Annotated in this window: 17 protein-coding genes; 10 read left to right on the top strand and 7 right to left on the bottom strand. The window is 64.7% G+C overall.

Annotated features, from left to right (window positions below; genetic code table 11):
- Positions 1-784: 784 nt before the first annotated feature.
- Positions 785-1,165, bottom strand: a complete 381-nt coding sequence (locus MJ606_RS14685) for an immunity protein YezG family protein (RefSeq protein WP_243050284.1) — start codon at positions 1,163-1,165, stop codon at positions 785-787.
- Positions 1,166-1,797: 632 nt separating this feature from the next.
- On the opposite strand from MJ606_RS14685, the gene MJ606_RS14680 reads away from it, so the two are divergent.
- The 5 genes from MJ606_RS14680 (at position 1,798) to msrA (ending at position 4,584) form a co-directional block, all read left to right on the top strand.
- Positions 1,798-2,658, top strand: a complete 861-nt coding sequence (locus MJ606_RS14680; RefSeq protein WP_243050283.1) for a DUF72 domain-containing protein — start codon at positions 1,798-1,800, stop codon at positions 2,656-2,658.
- Between the two features lie 47 nt (positions 2,659-2,705).
- Positions 2,706-3,119 carry a ribonuclease domain-containing protein gene (locus MJ606_RS14675; protein WP_243050282.1) on the top strand — a complete coding sequence of 138 codons (414 nt, stop codon included), beginning with the start codon at positions 2,706-2,708 and terminating at the stop codon, positions 3,117-3,119.
- Positions 3,116-3,550, top strand: coding sequence for a barstar family protein (locus MJ606_RS14670; RefSeq protein WP_243050281.1), 435 nt, complete (start codon positions 3,116-3,118; stop codon positions 3,548-3,550). The genes MJ606_RS14675 and MJ606_RS14670 overlap by 4 nt, the downstream gene beginning before the upstream one ends.
- A 3-nt stretch (positions 3,551-3,553) precedes the next feature.
- Positions 3,554-3,775 (top strand): RNA-binding S4 domain-containing protein, encoded by a 222-nt coding sequence (locus MJ606_RS14665; RefSeq protein WP_243050280.1) that lies wholly within the window; start codon positions 3,554-3,556, stop codon positions 3,773-3,775.
- A 101-nt stretch (positions 3,776-3,876) separates the two neighbouring features.
- On the top strand, positions 3,877-4,584 hold the full coding sequence (gene msrA / locus MJ606_RS14660) for a peptide-methionine (S)-S-oxide reductase MsrA (protein ID WP_243050279.1): 708 nt from the start codon (positions 3,877-3,879) through the stop codon (positions 4,582-4,584).
- A gap of 6 nt (positions 4,585-4,590) precedes the next feature.
- On the opposite strand, the gene MJ606_RS14655 is transcribed toward msrA, so the two are convergent.
- From MJ606_RS14655 to hutU, 5 genes are all read right to left on the bottom strand, one after another.
- Complete coding sequence (locus tag MJ606_RS14655) at positions 4,591-7,341, bottom strand: EAL domain-containing protein (RefSeq protein WP_243050278.1); 2,751 nt, start codon at positions 7,339-7,341, stop codon at positions 4,591-4,593.
- A 74-nt stretch (positions 7,342-7,415) separates the two neighbouring features.
- Positions 7,416-8,189 (bottom strand): iron-containing redox enzyme family protein, encoded by a 774-nt coding sequence (locus MJ606_RS14650; protein ID WP_243050277.1) that lies wholly within the window; start codon positions 8,187-8,189, stop codon positions 7,416-7,418.
- Positions 8,190-8,497: 308 nt separating this feature from the next.
- Complete coding sequence (locus MJ606_RS14645) at positions 8,498-8,887, bottom strand: MAPEG family protein (protein WP_243050276.1); 390 nt, start codon at positions 8,885-8,887, stop codon at positions 8,498-8,500.
- Positions 8,888-9,086: 199 nt separating this feature from the next.
- A complete protein-coding gene (bla, locus tag MJ606_RS14640) occupies positions 9,087-10,112 on the bottom strand; it encodes a class A beta-lactamase (RefSeq protein WP_243050275.1) in 1,026 nt (341 codons plus the stop codon).
- Between the two features lie 137 nt (positions 10,113-10,249).
- The gene (gene hutU, locus MJ606_RS14635; protein ID WP_243050274.1) at positions 10,250-11,920 is read right to left on the bottom strand and encodes a urocanate hydratase; all 1,671 of its coding nucleotides are present in this window, start codon (positions 11,918-11,920) and stop codon (positions 10,250-10,252) included.
- A gap of 238 nt (positions 11,921-12,158) precedes the next feature.
- Between hutU and MJ606_RS14630 the strand changes: the two genes are divergently transcribed.
- Genes MJ606_RS14630 through MJ606_RS14615 form a run of 4 tightly spaced genes read left to right on the top strand, consistent with a single transcriptional unit; the run spans position 12,159 to position 15,913 of the window.
- Positions 12,159-13,244 (top strand): catalase family peroxidase, encoded by a 1,086-nt coding sequence (locus tag MJ606_RS14630; RefSeq protein WP_243050273.1) that lies wholly within the window; start codon positions 12,159-12,161, stop codon positions 13,242-13,244.
- Positions 13,241-13,843 (top strand): cytochrome b/b6 domain-containing protein, encoded by a 603-nt coding sequence (locus tag MJ606_RS14625; RefSeq protein WP_243050272.1) that lies wholly within the window; start codon positions 13,241-13,243, stop codon positions 13,841-13,843. Before MJ606_RS14630 ends, MJ606_RS14625 begins: the two co-directional genes overlap by 4 nt.
- A gap of 49 nt (positions 13,844-13,892) precedes the next feature.
- Positions 13,893-15,389: a DNA-3-methyladenine glycosylase 2 gene (locus MJ606_RS14620; protein ID WP_243050271.1), complete on the top strand. Its 1,497-nt coding sequence runs from the start codon at positions 13,893-13,895 to the stop codon at positions 15,387-15,389.
- Positions 15,386-15,913 (top strand): methylated-DNA--[protein]-cysteine S-methyltransferase, encoded by a 528-nt coding sequence (locus MJ606_RS14615; protein ID WP_243050270.1) that lies wholly within the window; start codon positions 15,386-15,388, stop codon positions 15,911-15,913. Before MJ606_RS14620 ends, MJ606_RS14615 begins: the two co-directional genes overlap by 4 nt.
- Here MJ606_RS14615 and MJ606_RS14610 read toward each other — a convergent pair.
- Complete coding sequence (locus tag MJ606_RS14610; protein WP_243050269.1) at positions 15,910-16,230, bottom strand: hypothetical protein; 321 nt, start codon at positions 16,228-16,230, stop codon at positions 15,910-15,912. The genes MJ606_RS14615 and MJ606_RS14610 overlap by 4 nt on opposite strands.
- 52 nt (positions 16,231-16,282) lie before the next feature.
- Here MJ606_RS14610 and MJ606_RS14605 point away from each other — a divergent pair, with 52 nt between their 5' ends.
- Positions 16,283-17,566, top strand: a complete 1,284-nt coding sequence (locus MJ606_RS14605) for an ectonucleotide pyrophosphatase/phosphodiesterase (protein WP_243050268.1) — start codon at positions 16,283-16,285, stop codon at positions 17,564-17,566.
- The last annotated feature ends 2 nt before the right edge of the window (positions 17,567-17,568 follow it).

Below are 17,568 nucleotides of genomic sequence, written 5' to 3'. Positions count from 1 at the left end.
GCATGCGAACGGCGATGCCGGCCCGAAGGGCGAAGGGCAGGATGCCCGGAGTAAAGAGAAGTAACCCAGAGAAATGGCCTGAAAGGCCAAGGCTCATAGCATTGCGTTGAATACCAGCCGGAACGGCCTCTGGGGCCTCGTTGCGGGATGCCTTCGCCGCTACACAGCGGTTAGGCCATAGGGCTGCGCAACGCGCCACCGCGCTGAGGGCTTAAAGCCGGTACGGCGTAGTTGATGGGTTGCTATAGCTCCTGAAGGTGGCGGTACCCATGGTTCTAACCACTACTGAGGCTAGATTGGCCCCTCACCCCAACCCTCCCCCGAAGGGGAGCGGGCGCCAAGGCGCGAAGCGTGCCGCTTTAAGTCCTCAGCGCTATGGCGCGTTGCGCAGCCCTATGGCCTAACCGCTGTGTAGCGGCGGAGGTTGTCCCGCAACGAAGTACCTCGAGCGTTTGGGCTTTTCCCAACGTTATGCTGCCAGCTCTTCAGGCCATTTTCTTTGGGTTACTTTCAGCAGGACGACTTGTGATCTCTTACGGCCGAGCGGTCCCAGTGGAATTTCAGCTTGACCCGGCCGTACTGGTCGGTCCAGATTTCGTGCCCGTCGGTAGATGGCATGGTTGGACTGTATCCGCCGCAATCGAGACCGCTACCTGTTAAGGACAACTACGCGCGCGCTGCGCAGTTGGCCCACAACCGCCAACTTGACAAAGCCCACTGCAGATATGCCAAGCGCCATATTCCAGATTCAAAAATTACGATGAAATTCATCTACAAAAATCCGCTAGGTCCGTGGAAATTTTTTGGCATCCTCATCGAACTTATCCTGACTCGGCTTATACTGAAAATCAGGGGAGTTGTCGTAATCAAATTTGAATGAAAATTCACCCTCGGAATTAAGGTCGAGTGTTGCGGTATACCAAGCCCCCTTCCCAGGCTGCAAGGCAGCCATTGATTCACGCAACTTCTCAAGAAGCGGCTCCACCTTCTCATCGGGCAAAAAGGACTTCGCCACCTCATTCTCGCGTGTCACATAATTTCCTGTCACCTCAATATAGCGCGCAATCATCTTTGCCGTTAGCGATGCACCGGAAAAATTCTTTGGCAAGGAGTTAAAAGTGCATTGAGCTATCTTTTCGTAAAGGCTCGCAATATCTTTATTCATAATTTCCTCATGGCTTTGGATTGATGATCGTCACGCGCGACAGCTCCCCATCGATATTTTGTGTAATTATAAATCTATCTGGTCGCAATGCATCGTCAATGTAAGCGGGCTTGATATTAACCTCGACAGACTTTCCATCGGCGAGAGCCTGAGCCCAGTTTTTTCCATCCGCCCCCATTCGCCAGCGTGATAATTATTTATTCCCTTGTCCATCGGCACAAGGTTGGCTTTCTCTCCTGAGCCTCCAAATGGCCGCCCTGATCGTCTGCGAGACGACCATTTCCTTTGCCTACAGTTCTTTGTGCATATCTTTGACTCCGGGCCGGCTTCGCCGTTCGCATGCGCTCCTGCGCATGCGTGGGCCAGCAAAAGAAGTGACTCGAGCGTCGGCAGACGATCGAAACGCACGCCGCGTAGGCGGCAACCTGGCGACCACGCCAACAAAGGCGAAAGTCACTGGGTGACTGGCTACGCTCGCCCCTGCGGGGCCGCCCTTCGGGCGTTCTGCGCGCTTCGCGCTTGTCCTGCTTTCGCAAGCATGACAATCAAACGTAGCAGCACATATCCCACCCGAACAAAATCTCCACCTCCCCTCATGGCATCATTTCCCGCCCCCAAGGGAATCCCCGCCGATGCCCAAGCCCACACCCGCCTTCGACCTGTTCTCTCGCGCCCCCGCCAACGCCACCTCCCACATCCGCGTCGGCATCGGCGGCTGGAACTTCGCGCCATGGCGCAACAACTTCTATCCGGCGGGACTGGTGCAACGGCGCGAGCTGGAGTTTGCGAGCAGGCAGTTGCGGACCATTGAAATCAACGGGACGTTCTACGGCGCGCAGAAGCCGGCGACCTATGCCAAGTGGGCGGCAGAAACGCCGGAGGGTTTTGTTTTCTCGCTGAAGGCGCCGCGCTACGTCACCGAAGGCAAGCGGCTGGCGGATACGGCGCGGGGCATCGATGGCTTTGTCTTCGGCGGGCTGGAGGCATTTGGCGAGCGGCTGGGCCCGGTGCTGTGGCAGCTGCCGCCGTCGCGGCCGTTCGATGCAGATGATCTGGCAGCCTTTCTCGACCTGCTGCCACGGGAACTTGGTGGCCGCACGCTGCGGCATGTGCTCGAAGTGCGCCATCCCAGCTTCCTGGACGAACGCTATGTAGCGCTGGCCCGCACGCAACGCATCCCGACGGTATTCACCGATTCGCCGCAGTACCCCTCGCTGGCCGATCTCACCGGTGACTTTGCCTACGCCCGGCTGATGCGCAGTGAATCGCATATCGACACCGGTTACGCGCCTGCCGATCTCGATGCATGGACCACGCGAGCGCTGGCCTGGGCCGAGGGTGGCGATCCAGTAGAGCTGCCGCATGTCGCACCGCCGCAAGCGCAACAGGCGCCACGGGACGTTTTCATCAACTTCATCAGCAGCGCCAAGGAGCGCAATCCGGCTGCGGCGATGGCGCTGCAGCAACGGGTCGATCAGGCATTGAGTGCCTGAACACGGCGGAAGCTCTACACTCGCGCCACTCCTTCGGGGCGTGTGCCATGCGTCTACTCAAACCCTTGCTTTTGCTGGTCGCCCTGGTGATCGCCGCGCTGCTGTGGCGCCAGCAGGCGCCGGCACCACAGCCGGACGCTGGTGGCGCGACGCCACATGCGTCGTTGCCCGGTGCCAGCCATCCGTTGCCGCCGTTCCTGCCACCGGAGGCGGCCGACACGTTGGCACGGATCGCCCATGGCGGCCCGTTCGAGCATCGCCAGGACGGCATCGTGTTCAATAACCGCGAAGGCCGCCTGCCGGCGATGCCCGACGGCTATTACCACGAGTACACGGTGGACACGCCGGGGCTCGATTACCGGGGTGCGCGGCGCATCATCACCGGCGGCACGCCGCCGCGCGTCTACTACTACACCGACGACCACTACCGCACGTTCCGCCCGTTCGAGGTATCACGATGAGTGCACAGTTTGATCTCGACTTTGGCGATGCCTCGCACGGCGGCATCTTCTTCGTCACCTCGGATGATCTCGACCCGTTGGCGGATGGTGCCGGCATGCAGGGGTTGTGTGTCTGCCGCATCGACCTGGCGGACTATACGGACCGCGCGGCCCTGTTCGACCGCCTGGCGGTAGCGTTGCGCCTGCCGGCCGACTTCGGACGCAACTGGGATGCGCTGGCGGACAGCGTGCGTGATCTGTCCTGGCTGAAGGCGCCGGGCGTCATCCTGCTGTTCGATCACGCCGACGACATGCAGCAGGCCGACGAGGACGATTTCGATACCCTGCTGGACATCCTTGAAGAGGCGGTGGACTACTGGCAGGAAGCCGGCTCGCCTTTCTTTGTTTTCTTCGCGCTGCCCGAAAGCGCCTTTGACGATACCGACGACTGACTCATGCACGAACTCGATTTCGAACTGGACCGCGACTACATCGAACTCAACCAGTTGCTCAAGCTGGTGGGGCTATGCGACAGCGGCGGCGCCGGCAAGGCGATCGTGGCCAGTGGCGCGGTATCCGTGGATGGCGAGCAAGAGCTGCGCAAGACGTGCAAGATCCACGCGGGCCAGGTCGTGCAGATCGAGGATGTCGTGATCCACGTGCAGGCCGGCGGATAACGACGGAGGTAACCGGACCGCCCCAGGCAGCGAATAGTCGGGTAACCGCACGGCGCCTCACGCCGAGCCTAGCGTCTCATCCACCGATGGAGCGTTTCCCCATGAGTCTTCGCCGCCTCAAGCTATTCCCCTCCCTGGCCTTCCTGCTGGCCATGGGCGGCCTGGGTGCCTGCAGCCTGGCCACGGCCGGCAGCGACACCGCCGCCTTGCCCGATCCCGCGGTGGATACCGCGCAGCCGCCGGGCAACCAGGTCGCCGTGTTCGCCGGCGGTTGTTTCTGGGGCCTGCAGTCCGTGTTTGAACACGTCAAGGGAGTCAGCAAGGTCTGGGCGGGGTATTCCGGCGGCGCAGCGAATACCGCTGAATATGACCGGGTCAGCGACGGCGACACCGGCCATGCCGAATCGGTGAAGATCCTCTATGACCCGGCCAAGGTCAGCTATGGCCAGCTGCTGAAGGTGTATTTCTCGGTGGCCACCGACCCCACCCAGCTCAATCGCCAGGGACCGGACGTGGGCACGCAATACCGCTCGGTGATCTTCTACGGCAACGACGAGCAGAAGCGCGTCGCCACCGCATACATCGCGCAACTCACCGCCGCGCATGCGTTCGACGAGCCCATCGTGACGCAGTTGGTGCCCCTGAAGGCCTTCTATGTGGCGGAGGCCTATCACCAGGATTACGCGCGACGCCATCCGGACGATCCGTACATCGTGTTCAACGATGCACCCAAGGTGGTGCACCTCAAACAGAAGTTCCCCGCGCTATACCAGCCGGAACAGACCGTGGTGGACGTGCAGCTGCATTGAGCCCGATCAGAGCGACTCCGGCGGCACCAGGCGCAGGTGCGTACCGGCCTGGCGCCGCCCGGGGCTGAGCAGTTGCACGATCTCTTCCGGCGCCACCGGCCTGGAATAGAGAAAGCCCTGCCCTTCGGCGCAGCCGGCACGCAGCAGGAAGCGATGCTGTTCCTCGGTCTCGATACCCTCGGCAATCGGGCTGATGCCGAGGTTGCGGCACAACGTGAGCATGGCCTCGACGATGGCGCCATCGCTGCTGTCCTCGGGCAGGCCGCTGACGAAGCTGCGATCGATCTTCAAATAGGCGATCGCCCGCAGCTTCAGGTAGCTCATCGATGAATAGCCGGTGCCGAAATCGTCGATGGCCACGCCCACGCCCAGCGCATGCAGGGCGTGCAGCGTGCGCTCCATCTCCTCGCCAAGACGCAGGATCGCGCCCTCGGTGATCTCCAGCATCAGGCGCTCCGGCGCCAGGCGGCGCGCCTCCAGCAGGGCGCGGATGTCGTCGACGAAATTGGCCTGGCCAAACCAGTGCGCGGAAACGTTCACCGCCATGCGCAACGGCGGCACGTTGGCCTTGTCCCACAGGTGCATCTGCGTGCAGGCGGCCTGCAAGACCCATTGGTCGATGCGCCGGATCAGGCCCAGCTTCTCCGCCATGGGAATGAACTCACCCGGCTGGATCTGGCCACGCACCGGATGGTGCCAACGCAGCAAGGCCTCCACCGCCACGATGCGACCGCTGCGCAGCTCCACCGCGGGCTGGTAGACCAGGCGGAATTCGTTCTCCGCGAGTGCCTTGCGCAACTCCGAGGCCAGCGCGATGCGCCGTCGCGTATCGGCCTGCATGCGCGGCGAGTAGAAACGGAACGCGTTGCGCTCCTCGGTCTTGGCCGCGTACATGGCGGCATCGGCGCTGCTGATGAGCGTGGGTACGTCTACGCCGTCCAGCGGGTAGCAGGCGATGCCGATGCTGGCGCTGAGCGCGACCTCGTAGTCGCCCACCATCACCGGTGCAGCCAGCGCCGTAAGCAGGCGCCCGGCCAGCGCGCTGGCCTGTTCGCGGGAATGCAGGCCATCCATCAGCACGGTGAACTCGTCGCCGCCGATGCGCCCGGCCAGGCCGGCGTCACCCAGCTCATAGACGATGCGCTCGGCCACTTTCACCAGCAGATGGTCACCGATGGCGTGGGTATAGCTGTCGTTCACCGCCTTGAACGCGTCGAGGTCGATGAACAGCACCGCCATCATGCCGCGCTCACGCTCGGCCTGCACCACGGACTGCACGCAGCGCCGCTCGAACTCGGCGCGATTGGCCAGCCCGGTCAGCGGATCGTGCGCCGCCATGTATTGCAGGCGCTGTTCGTTCGCCTTGGCCGCGCTGATGTTGTTGATGACCGCCACATAGTGCTGCACCTGCCCTTCCGGATCGCGGATGGCACTGATGCTCAACAGCTCCGGGTACGACGAGCCATCGAACCGGCGGCTACGGACTTCCCCCACCCAATTGCCGTCGACATCGATGGTCTCCCACACCGACTCGGGCAATGGCGAACCGTCCGGCAGCGAACGCAAGTCGTCGAAGCGCACGTCCTGCAGCGCCTGGGCGGTGAACCCCGTCATGCGGATATGCGCCGCATTCACCCGTGTCACCCGCCGCTCGGCGTTGGCGATGATCACGCCCTCGGCGATACCGGCCAGCGCTTCGGAAGCAATGCGCCGCTGCTGCTCCATGTTCACCCGCTCGGTGATGTCGCGCATGATCGACTGGCGCACGCTCTGCGTGCCCCAGTGCGCCGTGCTGCTGCGCATTTCCACCGGGCGCAGCCGCCCACCTGGCCCGCGCAACTCGCCGGTGACCGCGCCATCGGCCCGGTGCAGCAGCGGCACGAACAGGCTGGCCAGGTCCCGGCCGAGCAAGGCGTCCATGTCCAGCCCGGTCCAGCTCATCGCGGTGCGGTTCACGCCGAGGATGCGGCCGGTGGCTTCGTCCACCATCACGATGGCATCGGCGGCGCTGTCGAACAGCAGGCTGTAGCGCTCTTCGGTACCGCGGATGCGCGACAGTATGCGTTTGGCCATGCGCAGCCAGAGCAGCGACGCCACGCATGCGGTGAGCAACACGCCGAGGAACAGCACGCCGCCCAGCCAGATGGCGCCTTGCGCCACTTCCAGCGAAAAGCGCTTGGTCAGCGGCTCCAGTTGATCGTTGAGCGCGTTGATGTGCGCCAGTTGCTGCTTGACCTGCGCGCTGTCGGGCTGGCCCTGCGCATAGGCTTGTTCGAGTTGTTCCGCGATACTGCCAAGCTTCAGCAGCGGCACATCGGCTTCACGCCATGCCGCGACAGCCTCGCCCATATGCGGCGACTGGGTGCAGCAACGCAGCATGAAAATCATGCCCGACTCGGCCGTCGGCAAAATCTTGCCGCGCGTGAAAGCCTTGTCAACGGCGGCGCGATCGAACTTGCCCGAGGCAATCGCATCGCGTGCCCAGCGATCGGACATCAACAGGCCATAGTTGTCGTTGAAGCTGGCCAGGCGAGTGGCATCGCCCGTCTCGGCATAGGTGGCAAGGTCGATGACCGCCTGTTTCTGCGCCTTGCTCCAAACACTCTCGCCGTTGAGAAAACCGGCGAGAGTGACCTGCACCTGGAGGGTGCCCCAGGTCAATACGAGGATCAGGCCAATAACGGCCACCAGCCCGTAGGCCAGTGGCCTCAAGCGTCGCGACAGCGGTCTTTGAGAGGTGCTACGGATCGAATCCATGGCGTCCCTTTTACACGACCACTTCATAAAGCTAAATCTCGCCGGGTCTCACTCTCGACGACGAGATTGCCCTGTTATGCCGCCTGCTCTTCCACTTCAGTCGCGTACTGATAAGCCAGGCAACGCTCCAGCCCGTAATGCAGGCTGGCATAGCTGCGTACGATGCATTCTCGCAGGTGTTCCACTTCTTCGGGAGCGGGGCGGTTACCCATCAGGGTACAGACAATATCGAGCGCCTCCCACGGATGGGTATCGTCATAGGCGGCGTGCAACTGCAGCCAACGCAGCGTGGCCTTGCGACCGGCGGCCGGCAGGCTTTGCGCATAGGCCTCGCTGTCGAACACCTTCTGGGACCATTCGCCGGTCACTCCTTCAATGGCGTAGTTGGTGGCGGCAACGCCCGCGGCGAGGGTATCGCGACCGCACACTTCGTGGCACCACTCGGCAGCGGCCTGGGTTCCCTGTGGCGGGCGGCCATCCAGTACTTCCTTGCGCGCGACACCGGCGCCTTCGGCCCAATCCAGCCAATACTCGGCATGGTTTTGCTCCACCCGGATATTGCGCACCAGCCAGCGGCGGGCAAGGTTGTCGCCCGGGCTGCGGCCATACTGGGTCTTGAGCAGGTTCTGCGCCATGAACGAGGGGAAGCGTTCAATCAGCGACCAGGTACCGACCATGAAGTTGCGCATGATGCGGGGATCGATGCGGCCTTCGCTCATCAAGTCCCACATCACGTGGTCACGTACGCTCCGGCGGGCGGGTTCGCAGGCCGCGATCATGTCCTGTGCCCATTGCGGGTAGCTGGTCAGTTCGGTCAGCGCACCGGTGCGTTCAAAATCAGTGTTCATGCGGTTCTCCCATTCATCAGTGAGGAATGCCGCCGGCCCCTTGCCGGCGACCCGACGCCATGAGACGCCGGAACCGCATAGTGGTCATGCACCGGATATCTTGCGAACACCCCGCTTGATCGCGAATGCCAAGACAATCGCCTAACCAAATGAAAGAAAACAATAAATCAAACGCAGCGATACGCCACGCATGGGCCAGCAAAGCAGGCTGCGCCGAGCTTTTGACGCCCGAAAATTGACTATCGCCAAATAAATGGCACGCAGGCCGCCGCTACCGATGCCGCCACCACGACGGCACCAGTGCAGGATCAAACCAGCGCGGAAAGCAGCAACACGATACCCACCACCGATACCAGCCACACCAGGGTACGCAGGTAGGGAATGCCAATCGCATAGATCGGCAGATAGACCACCCGGGCCCAGAAGTACAACTGTGCACCAAGCACCGTGCAGGCACTGCTGCGCTGCGCAGCAACCACGGCCAGTACGGCAGCGGCGAAGAACGCAAACATTTCCAGGAAATTCCGGCTTGCCCGGTCGGCTCGCGCAGCCATGCCGGTCAGCGGCGCGGGCGCGCCCTCACGATTGCTCGTGTTCCATTTCAGCCCCCGCTGCTGTGTGGCCAGCGTGGCGGCAAACAGCACATACACCAGGCCAAGAACGATCGACCATCCCAGCAACCTCAGTTCGACTGGCATGTCACGGCTCCCCGTTGTGATGTGGCGCCATCATGCGCCCGGCGGTGATGGACCGCCAACCCAGCCGGCGGCGATTCCATTCGTTCCGACGTCGAAGTTCACGCCGCGTCGACATGTGCTGCACCGGACCGCTGGATTTTCGTATTCGCGGGAATGACGCAAGACGCAGCGAACAGCCCCTCGTTACGACAATCGTTCCTCAAGGACGTGTGGCGGCCACGACAGCCCGGGCGATGTCGGCAAACCATGCGTCGCGCGCCGCCGTCGATGCGGTCGAATCGGTGAGGAACGCGGCCACGATCACCGTGTGGCCATCGGGCCAGCTGATGACGCCGATGTCGTTGTACGCCGCCGTCCTGCCTTCCAGCGAACCCGACGAGCCGCTCTTGTCGGCCAGGCGGACGCCTTGCGGCAAGCCCGCACGCAAGCGGTTGGGGATGGTTTGCGCGGCCATCAGGTCGAGCAAGTAGTGCGTGGATGCCTGCGTAAGCAGCTCCTGGCCCACCAGCTTGCGCAGGAACAGCACGGCAGCGTCCGGTGTGCTTCGATTACGCGGATCGTCGAGGTAGGCCTGGTAGCCGCGACGATAGCGTTCCGATGCAGCCTGCTCGCTTTCATTGGCAGGCGCCGCTTGCCCCGGCTGAAGATGCTGGAACACGCGATGCACGCCCGCCTCGTCCATGTCCACGCGCATGCCGTCGATACCGTGCGCACGCAGGAACGCAGTCACCGCCTGCGGGCCACCGACCGCTTTTACCAGCGCATCCACCGCCGTGTTGTCGCTTTCGGACACCGCCGCCTTCAACAACTGCTCGATGGTGAATGTCATGTGCTCGCCGCGGAAGTGTGCGCCAATCGATGGCACAGCCGAACCGTCGAGCACGTCCTCACGATTCACCGTGACCTGCTGCTGCAGCGAGAGCCTGCCTTCGTCGATGGCCGAAAGCACGGCGGCGGCAACCGGCGCCTTGAACACGCTCATCATGGGATAGGCCTGCTCGGCATGGACGCGCGCCTCGGCTCCGCTTTGCAGGTCGAGCACGGCAACGCCGAGCATGCCCGGGCGCGCACGCTGCGCCAGCGCGTCGAGCGCCTGTTGCAGCCGGGTATCGACCGTTTTAGAGGGCGGGGCATCGAACGCACTCGCGAGCGGAACGATGCAGGCGAACGAAGACGCGAACATCGCCGCCGCCATGGCGGTGCGACGAATACCTGGGCGATCCATGGGGGCGCTTCCTTGTCGAAGAGGGGGAACCGCGAGCAAGCTTGCACACGCTTATGGCGAAATCGTGGCCCGGCACTGACCTTGCCTGGGCGCGCCGCCTCGCGTCCGGCGCCTGCGGGCACCGGACGCCGGTTGCCTTAGAGCATCGGCAGATTCAAGCCCTGCTCTTTCGCGCACTCGATGGCGATCTCATAACCCGCATCCGCGTGACGCATCACGCCGGTGCCCGGATCGTTCCACAGCACGCGCGCAATGCGCTTGTCGGCCGCTTCGCTGCCGTCGCACACGATCACCACGCCCGAATGCTGCGAATAGCCCATGCCGACGCCACCGCCATGGTGCAGCGACACCCACGTGGCGCCGCCCGCGACATTGAGCATCGCATTGAGCAGCGGCCAGTCGCTGACCGCGTCGGAACCATCGCGCATCGCTTCGGTTTCACGGTTCGGGCTGGCAACGGAACCGGAATCCAGATGGTCGCGGCCGATCACCACCGGCGCCTTCAGCTCGCCGTTGCGCACCATCTCGTTGAACGCGAGGCCAAGCTTGTGGCGCAGGCCCAGGCCCACCCAGCAGATGCGCGCCGGCAGGCCCTGGAAGCTGATGCGCTGCTTGGCCATGTCGAGCCAGCGATGCAGGTGCGGATCGTCGGGGATCAGCTCCTTCACCTTCTGGTCGGTCTTGTAGATGTCCTCCGGATCACCCGACAACGCCACCCAGCGGAACGGGCCCACGCCACGGCAGAACAGCGGACGCACGAACGCGGGCACAAAGCCCGGGAACGCGAACGCGTTGCTCAGCCCTTCGTCCTTGGCCATCTGGCGGATATTGTTGCCGTAGTCGAAGGTGGGAATGCCTTGCGCATGGAATGCAAGCATCGCTTCCACATGCGTACGCATGGACTGCTTGGCGGCCTTGGCGGTGCCGACCGGATCGCTCTTGCGACGCTCGAACCACTGCTCCACCGTCCAGCCGCTGGGCAGGTAGCCGTTGACCGGATCGTGCGCGCTGGTCTGGTCGGTCACCGCATCCGGGCGCACGCCACGGCGCACCAGTTCCGGCAGCACGTCGGCCGCGTTGCCGAGCAGCGCGATCGATTTCGCCTCGCCCGCCGCGGTGTACCTGGCGATGCGCGCCAGCGCGTCGTCGAGATCGCTGGCCTGCTCGTCGACGTAGCGCGTCTTCAGGCGGAAATCGATGCTCTTCTGCTGGCATTCGATATTCAGCGAACACGCGCCCGCCAGCGTCGCGGCCAGCGGCTGCGCGCCGCCCATGCCGCCGAGGCCGGCGGTAAGGATCCACTTGCCCTTGAGGCTGCCGTGGTAATGCTGGCGGCCCATTTCCACGAACGTCTCATAGGTGCCCTGCACGATGCCCTGCGAGCCGATGTAGATCCACGAGCCAGCCGTCATCTGGCCGTACATCATCAGACCCTTCTTATCGAGTTCGTTGAAGTGCTCCCAGTTCGCCCAGGCCGGCACCAGGTTGGAGTTGGCCAGCAACACGCGCGGCGCATCGGCGTGGGTGGGAAACACGCCCACCGGCTTGCCGGACTGGATCAGCAAGGTCTCGTTGTCGTTGAGTTCACGCAGCGCGCGCAGGATCGCGTCGAAGCACTCCCAGTTGCGCGCGGCGCGGCCGATGCCGCCGTACACCACCAGCTCGGCCGGGTTCTCCGCCACTTCGGGATCGAGGTTGTTCTGCAGCATGCGGAACGGCGCCTCGGTGAGCCAGCTCTTGCAGCTCAGCGTGGTGCCGCGCGGCGCGCGGATGGTGCGGGTGGTGTCGATACGGGTCGGAGCATTCATGGAGGGGAGCCCGGCGAATGGGAAAACCCGATTGTGGCGACCCGGCCCGGCTGCCGCAAACCGCAGTGCGGCAAACGTGCCGCCCACACGATCGACGCCCGGGCAGGTAACCCGGAGCTGGCCGGCGACGAAAAGGAAGTTCACGACAGGCGATGCCCCGGCGCGAGTACGATGGCCGCACGGGGAGATGGACCCCCGCATGGCCCGTCTTATCCGCCTGACCTGCCAGGAGTCGCCCATGCACGACCCATCGCTCCAGCCTGCTCGCCCGAACCGGCACCTGGGTTCCTGGGCATGGATTGCCGCCACAGCGGCAGCCTGCCTGCTCGCCTTTGGCTATGTCGGTGGCTGGCTGGATCCCGGCCGCCTCACGCCCACGCGCATCATCAACCAGTTCCAGGCCGATGCCGGCACCTTCCCGGGCTATCGCCGCAATCACGCCAAGGGCGTGTGCGTCACCGGCTATTTCCAGGGCAGCGCCCAGGCCCAGCCCTATTCCAGCGCGCAAGTTTTCGCGCCAGGGCGCACGCCGGTGGTGGGACGCTTCGCGCTGCCCGGCGGCAACCCGTATGCGCCGGACAGCAGCGTGCCGATCCGCAGCATGGCATTGCGCTTTGCGCTGGCAAACGGGCAGCAGTGGCGCACCGGCATGAACAGCATGCCGGTGTTCCCGGTCAATACGCCGCAGGGCTTCTACGCACAGCTCCAGGCCCAGCAGCCGGACCCGAAAACCGGCAAGCCCGATCCGGCGAAAGTGGCGGCATTCATTGCCGCCCATCCGGAAACGGCCGCGTTCCGCCAATGGGTCAAAAGCGCGAAACCCTCGGCGAGCTATGCCACCGAAACCTATCAGGGCCTCGATGCGTTCGTCTTCGTCGGCGCCGATGGCGTGCGCCATCCGGTGCGCTGGCGCACCGTGCCCGAGGCGACGGACGCCGGCAGCGATGCCATCAAGGCCGGCGATCCGGACTATCTCGCCGCAGACCTGGCGCAACGCCTGTCGCAAGGCCCGTTGCGCTGGCGTCTGCTGGTCACGCTCGCCGAGCCGGGCGACCCGACCAATGACGCAACCAAGGCATGGCCCGACGACCGTCGCACGATCGACGCCGGCACGCTGGTGATCGAACACACCGAGCCGCAGGAGAGCGGTCCGTGCCGCGACATCAACTACGACCCGCTGGTGCTGCCCGCCGGCATCGAGGCCTCGGACGATCCGCTGCTGCCCGCGCGGTCCGCCGCCTATGCGACATCGTATCTGCGCCGCACGAGTGAGGAAGCCCACCTGCCCGGTGCCGCGCGCCCGCCAGCGGAGGCACGGCCATGACGTCGAACAGCCCAACTTTCTCGCTGGCGGCCCGCGTGCTGCATTGGCTGATGGCGGTGATGATCCTGTCGATGCTATTCATCGGTGTCGGCATGGTGGCGTCGGTATCGCCACGGCATGACTGGCTGCTGCGCATCCATAAACCGCTGGGCATGGCGATACTGCTGCTGGCCGTAGTACGACTGGTCGTGCGCGTGCGCAACCCGCCACCCGCGTTGCCGGCGGATCTTCCGCTGCTGCAAAAGCTGGCCGCGCTCGCGTCGCACTGGCTGCTTTACGCGCTGATGTTCGCGCTGCCGCTGGTCGGCTGGGCCATGCTGTCGGCGGGTGGCTATCCGGTGATGTTGAGCGAATCGATTCGGCTGCCGGCGATCGTCCCTGCCAGTCCGTTTGCATTCGCCGTGCTGCGCCATGCGCATGCGTGGCTGGCGCTATTGTTGTTCCTGACGTTCCTGGCCCACATGTCCGCCGCGCTCTATCACGGGCTGATACGTCGCGATGGCGTGCTGTCGAGCATGACCGGATACCGGCCAGCGCCGCCACCGCCACGGACCGACGCGGACCCGCTCCAGGAAGTGCCGGAACAGCCCGGGCATTGATGTCCGAAAACGGCGAGTCGCGCGCTGGAAGCGGTGCTAGCCTTCACCCATGTCCTGCGCCCCCGACCATCCGCTTCCCGACGTGCGCGCCTGCGAACAGGCGCGCCTGAGCCGTGACGCGCGTTTTGATGGCCTGTTCTTCACCGCCGTCACCAGCACCCGCATCTATTGCCGACCGGTGTGCCCGGCACCGCCGCCGAAGCCGGAGAACGTACGCTATTACGCGAGCGCGGCGGCGGCCGAGGCGGCCGGCTTTCGCCCATGCCTGCGTTGCCGTCCGGAGCTGGCGCCCGGCAACGATGCATGGCAACGCGGCGACCACGTCATCGCGCGCACCTTGAAGCTGATGGAAAGCGGCGCGCTGGACGAACTGTCCATGGATGCGATGGCCGAGCGCGTGGGGCTGGGCGCGCGCCAACTGCGCCGCCTGTTCGTGGATCGGCTCGGCGCACCGCCGATCAGCGTGCATACGACCCACCGCCTGCTGTTCGCCAAACAGCTGCTCACCGAAACCACCCTGCCGGTCACCGAGGTGGCACTGGCGTCCGGCTTTCGTAGCCTGCGCCGCTTCAATGCCGCGTTCGTGCAGGCAAACCGGGTGCCACCGCGTGAGTTGCGACGGCAGCCTGGCGTTTCGCATGGCGACGCGATCACGTTGCGGCTCGGCTATCGACCGCCCTATGACTTTGCGGCGATGCTCGCGTTTCTGCGCGGGCGTGCACTGCCCGGCGTCGAGCGGGTCGATGAACACAGCTATGCCCGCGCGCTCGGCCCCGCCAATGCTCCCGGCTGGCTGCGGCTGAGCGCGTGGCCAGGCGATGAGCACGCGTTGCAGCTGCAATTGCATTGTCCACAACCGGCACAGATGCTCGGCGTGGTGACGAAGCTGCGGCGCATGTTCGACCTCGACGCGAATCCCCAATCCATCGGCGATGCGCTGCGGCAAAGCCCCGTGCTGAAGCCGTTGCTGCGCAAGCGCCCCGGCTTGCGCCTGCCCGGTGGCTGGGATGGTTTCGAGATCGCGGTGCGCGCGATCCTGGGGCAACAAGTGAGCGTGGCGGCGGCGCGAACACTCGCCACGCGCATCGTGCAGCGCTATGGCACGCCGGTCGAATCGACATGGCCGGGCCTTGAGCGGCTGTTTCCCGGCCCGGAGGCGCTCGTCGATGCCGACCTGCGCGAGATCGGCCTGACCACGGCACGCGCCGCCACTGTTCGCGGCGTGGCACAGGCCCTGCTGGATGGCCGCATCGATTTCCGCAGCGAGCAGCCGCTGGACGAATTCGTCGAGCGCTGGGTGGCGTTGCCGGGTATTGGCGCATGGACGGCGCACTACATGGCGATGCGCGCGCTGAGCCATCCGGATGCGTTTCCTGCCGCCGACCTGATCCTGCGTCGAGCCGCCGCCGGCGATGGCCCCGAACTCAGCACGAAGGCACTCACCTCACTGGCGGAAGCGTGGCGTCCGTGGCGCGCCTACACGGTGATGCATCTTTGGCGCAGCGCCACCGACGCGGCGGCCTCGACAGGCAAGGTGTCCCGATGACCCGCAACGCCATCTTCTGGTACGACGAACTGCCCAGCCCGATCGGCCTGCTGCGACTGGTCGCTGACGACCACGGGCTGCGCGAAATCTGGTTCGAGCACGGGCGGCACCAGAAATCACCCCAGCCTGGCTGGCGCCGCGCGGCGGAACCGCTGGCGCAGGCGCGGCAGCAACTGGAGGAATACTTCGCCGGCGCGCGCCAGCAGTTCGAGCTGTCACTGCATCCCCACGGCACGCCGTTCCAGCAGGAAGTGTGGTGGGAGCTGGCGCGTATTCCCTATGGCACCACCATCAGCTATGGCGAACTGGCGCGCCGTATCGGCCAGCCGCTGGCCATGCGTGCGGTGGGTGCCGCGAACGGACGCAATCCGCTGCCTATCGTGCTGCCGTGCCATCGCGTGATCGGCAGCAACGGCAGCCTCACCGGTTTCGGCGGCGGGCTGCCGACCAAGCGCTATCTGCTGTCGATGGAAAGCCGCGTCGCCCATGGCGACCTGTTCAGCGCGGAACGCTTCCGGCACTAGCGTCCACTATCGATCGGCGGCGGCGTCACGGCGTTCTGGTATTGATCGATGAGTCCGTGCGGGCGCGGCGCGTAGCGATCGCCCAGGTGGTTCCGGTTCACCTCGGCCGTGCCCGTCGCACGCTTGGACGGCAGGCTGCGGGCGGATACCTGCACGTGTGGCTTGGACTTCAGCACGGACGAATCCGCTTTCGCCGTGGATACCGCCGGCGCCGGCGCGGCGGCAGGCTGTTGTTGGGCCGCAGCCACACCGGCCCAGCCAAGCGCTCCCAGCAGCGCGAGCAGGGCGATGGGCGAGAAAGAGCGTGTAATGGTCATATGACTGGGCGATCATACGGCGTTTGTTGCCATCTATCGTACGGACCCACGCATGAAAATACCGTTTCGCCTGTTGCTCTGTTCGCTGATCGCGTTCAGTGCGGGTTGCGCCACCCAACTCACGCCCCCGCCCTCCGCGTCTTCCGCGCCCACCGCCTCCGTGGCGAAAACGGCACCCACGCCCCTGCTGTTGATTTCCATCGACGGCTACCGCGCCGACTATATCGAGCGCGGGCTCAGCCCCATCCTGGCGGAACTGGCGAAGAACGGCGTGCATGCCACCGGCATGCAGCCATCGTTTCCGTCGCTGACGTTTCCGAACCACTACACGCTCGTCACCGGCCTGCGCCCGGATCACCACGGTATCGTCAACAACACCATGGTCGATCCCGTGCTCGGAAAGTTCTCGCTCGGCAGTCGCGATGCGGTGAGCGACGGCCGCTGGTGGGATGGCGGCATGCCGCTGTGGGAAACCGCCAGCGAGCATGGCCTCAAGAGCGCCACGATGTTCTGGCCCGGTTCCGAGGCGGACATCCACGGCAAGCATCCGGATTTCTGGAAGCCGTATGACGGCAAGGTCACGCCTGACCAGCGCGTGGACCAGGTGCTGGCATGGCTGGACCTGCCGGCCGGCGAGCGGCCCACGTTCCTCACGCTGTACTTCGACGAAGTCGACCACCAGGGCCATACCTACGGACCGGAGACTCCGGAAGTGGACCAGGCCCTTCGCGAAACCGATGCCGCGCTGGCGCGACTGGTGCAAGGCCTGCAGCAGCGCGGCCTGCTGGATCGCATGAACCTGATCGTGGTGGCCGACCACGGCATGGCCAGCGTACCGGCGAAGAACAGCGTGATGCTGGACAAGCTGATTCCGCTCAATCGCGTGGACGTGGTGAGCCTGGGCGTGCTCGCCGGCCTCAACCCCACGCCGGGTCACGACTTCGCCAAGATCGAAGCGCAGTTGGAGAAGCCGCAGAAGCACATGACGTGCTGGGACAAGTCGCGCGTGCCCGCTCGCCTGGCCTACGGCAGCAACCCGCGCGTGCCGCAGCTGCTGTGCCTGGCGGATGTGGGCTGGCGCATCACCACCACCGATTACGTGACCAAGAAGAAGGGCAAGCTCAGCCTGGGCGAGCATGGCTACGACAACGAGGCGCCGCAGATGCAGGCGCTGTTCGTGGCGCATGGCCCGGCCTTCCGCCAGGGTGCCACGGTGCCGTCGTTCCCGAATGTGGACGTCTATCCGCTGATGACCCACCTGCTCGGCCTGCCGGCCGCCGCCAACGACGGCGACTACCAGGCCGTGAAGGACATGCTCAAGCCCGAGGCGCAGTAAAG

The sequence above is a fragment of the Dyella sp. RRB7 genome, from assembly GCF_022761115.1.
In the GTDB taxonomy this organism is placed as follows: Bacteria; Pseudomonadota; Gammaproteobacteria; order Xanthomonadales; family Rhodanobacteraceae; genus Dyella.
Note: the sequence above shows the minus strand (reverse complement) of the source record. Positions and strands in the feature narration are given on the sequence as shown.

Bases quoted from the DNA above. Each gene is read 5' to 3' on its own strand.
- MJ606_RS14685 (WP_243050284.1), bottom strand. From the start codon at position 1,165: ATGAATAAAGATATTGCGAGCCTTTACGAAAAGATAGCTCAATGCACT.
- MJ606_RS14680 (WP_243050283.1), top strand. From the start codon at position 1,798: ATGCCCAAGCCCACACCCGCCTTCGACCTGTTCTCTCGCGCCCCCGCC.
- MJ606_RS14675 (WP_243050282.1), top strand. From the start codon at position 2,706: ATGCGTCTACTCAAACCCTTGCTTTTGCTGGTCGCCCTGGTGATCGCC.
- MJ606_RS14670 (WP_243050281.1), top strand. From the start codon at position 3,116: ATGAGTGCACAGTTTGATCTCGACTTTGGCGATGCCTCGCACGGCGGC.
- MJ606_RS14665 (WP_243050280.1), top strand. From the start codon at position 3,554: ATGCACGAACTCGATTTCGAACTGGACCGCGACTACATCGAACTCAAC.
- msrA (WP_243050279.1), top strand. From the start codon at position 3,877: ATGAGTCTTCGCCGCCTCAAGCTATTCCCCTCCCTGGCCTTCCTGCTG.
- MJ606_RS14655 (WP_243050278.1), bottom strand. From the start codon at position 7,341: ATGGATTCGATCCGTAGCACCTCTCAAAGACCGCTGTCGCGACGCTTG.
- MJ606_RS14650 (WP_243050277.1), bottom strand. From the start codon at position 8,189: ATGAACACTGATTTTGAACGCACCGGTGCGCTGACCGAACTGACCAGC.
- MJ606_RS14645 (WP_243050276.1), bottom strand. From the start codon at position 8,887: ATGCCAGTCGAACTGAGGTTGCTGGGATGGTCGATCGTTCTTGGCCTG.
- bla (WP_243050275.1), bottom strand. From the start codon at position 10,112: ATGGATCGCCCAGGTATTCGTCGCACCGCCATGGCGGCGGCGATGTTC.
- hutU (WP_243050274.1), bottom strand. From the start codon at position 11,920: ATGAATGCTCCGACCCGTATCGACACCACCCGCACCATCCGCGCGCCG.
- MJ606_RS14630 (WP_243050273.1), top strand. From the start codon at position 12,159: ATGCACGACCCATCGCTCCAGCCTGCTCGCCCGAACCGGCACCTGGGT.
- MJ606_RS14625 (WP_243050272.1), top strand. From the start codon at position 13,241: ATGACGTCGAACAGCCCAACTTTCTCGCTGGCGGCCCGCGTGCTGCAT.
- MJ606_RS14620 (WP_243050271.1), top strand. From the start codon at position 13,893: ATGTCCTGCGCCCCCGACCATCCGCTTCCCGACGTGCGCGCCTGCGAA.
- MJ606_RS14615 (WP_243050270.1), top strand. From the start codon at position 15,386: ATGACCCGCAACGCCATCTTCTGGTACGACGAACTGCCCAGCCCGATC.
- MJ606_RS14610 (WP_243050269.1), bottom strand. From the start codon at position 16,230: ATGACCATTACACGCTCTTTCTCGCCCATCGCCCTGCTCGCGCTGCTG.
- MJ606_RS14605 (WP_243050268.1), top strand. From the start codon at position 16,283: ATGAAAATACCGTTTCGCCTGTTGCTCTGTTCGCTGATCGCGTTCAGT.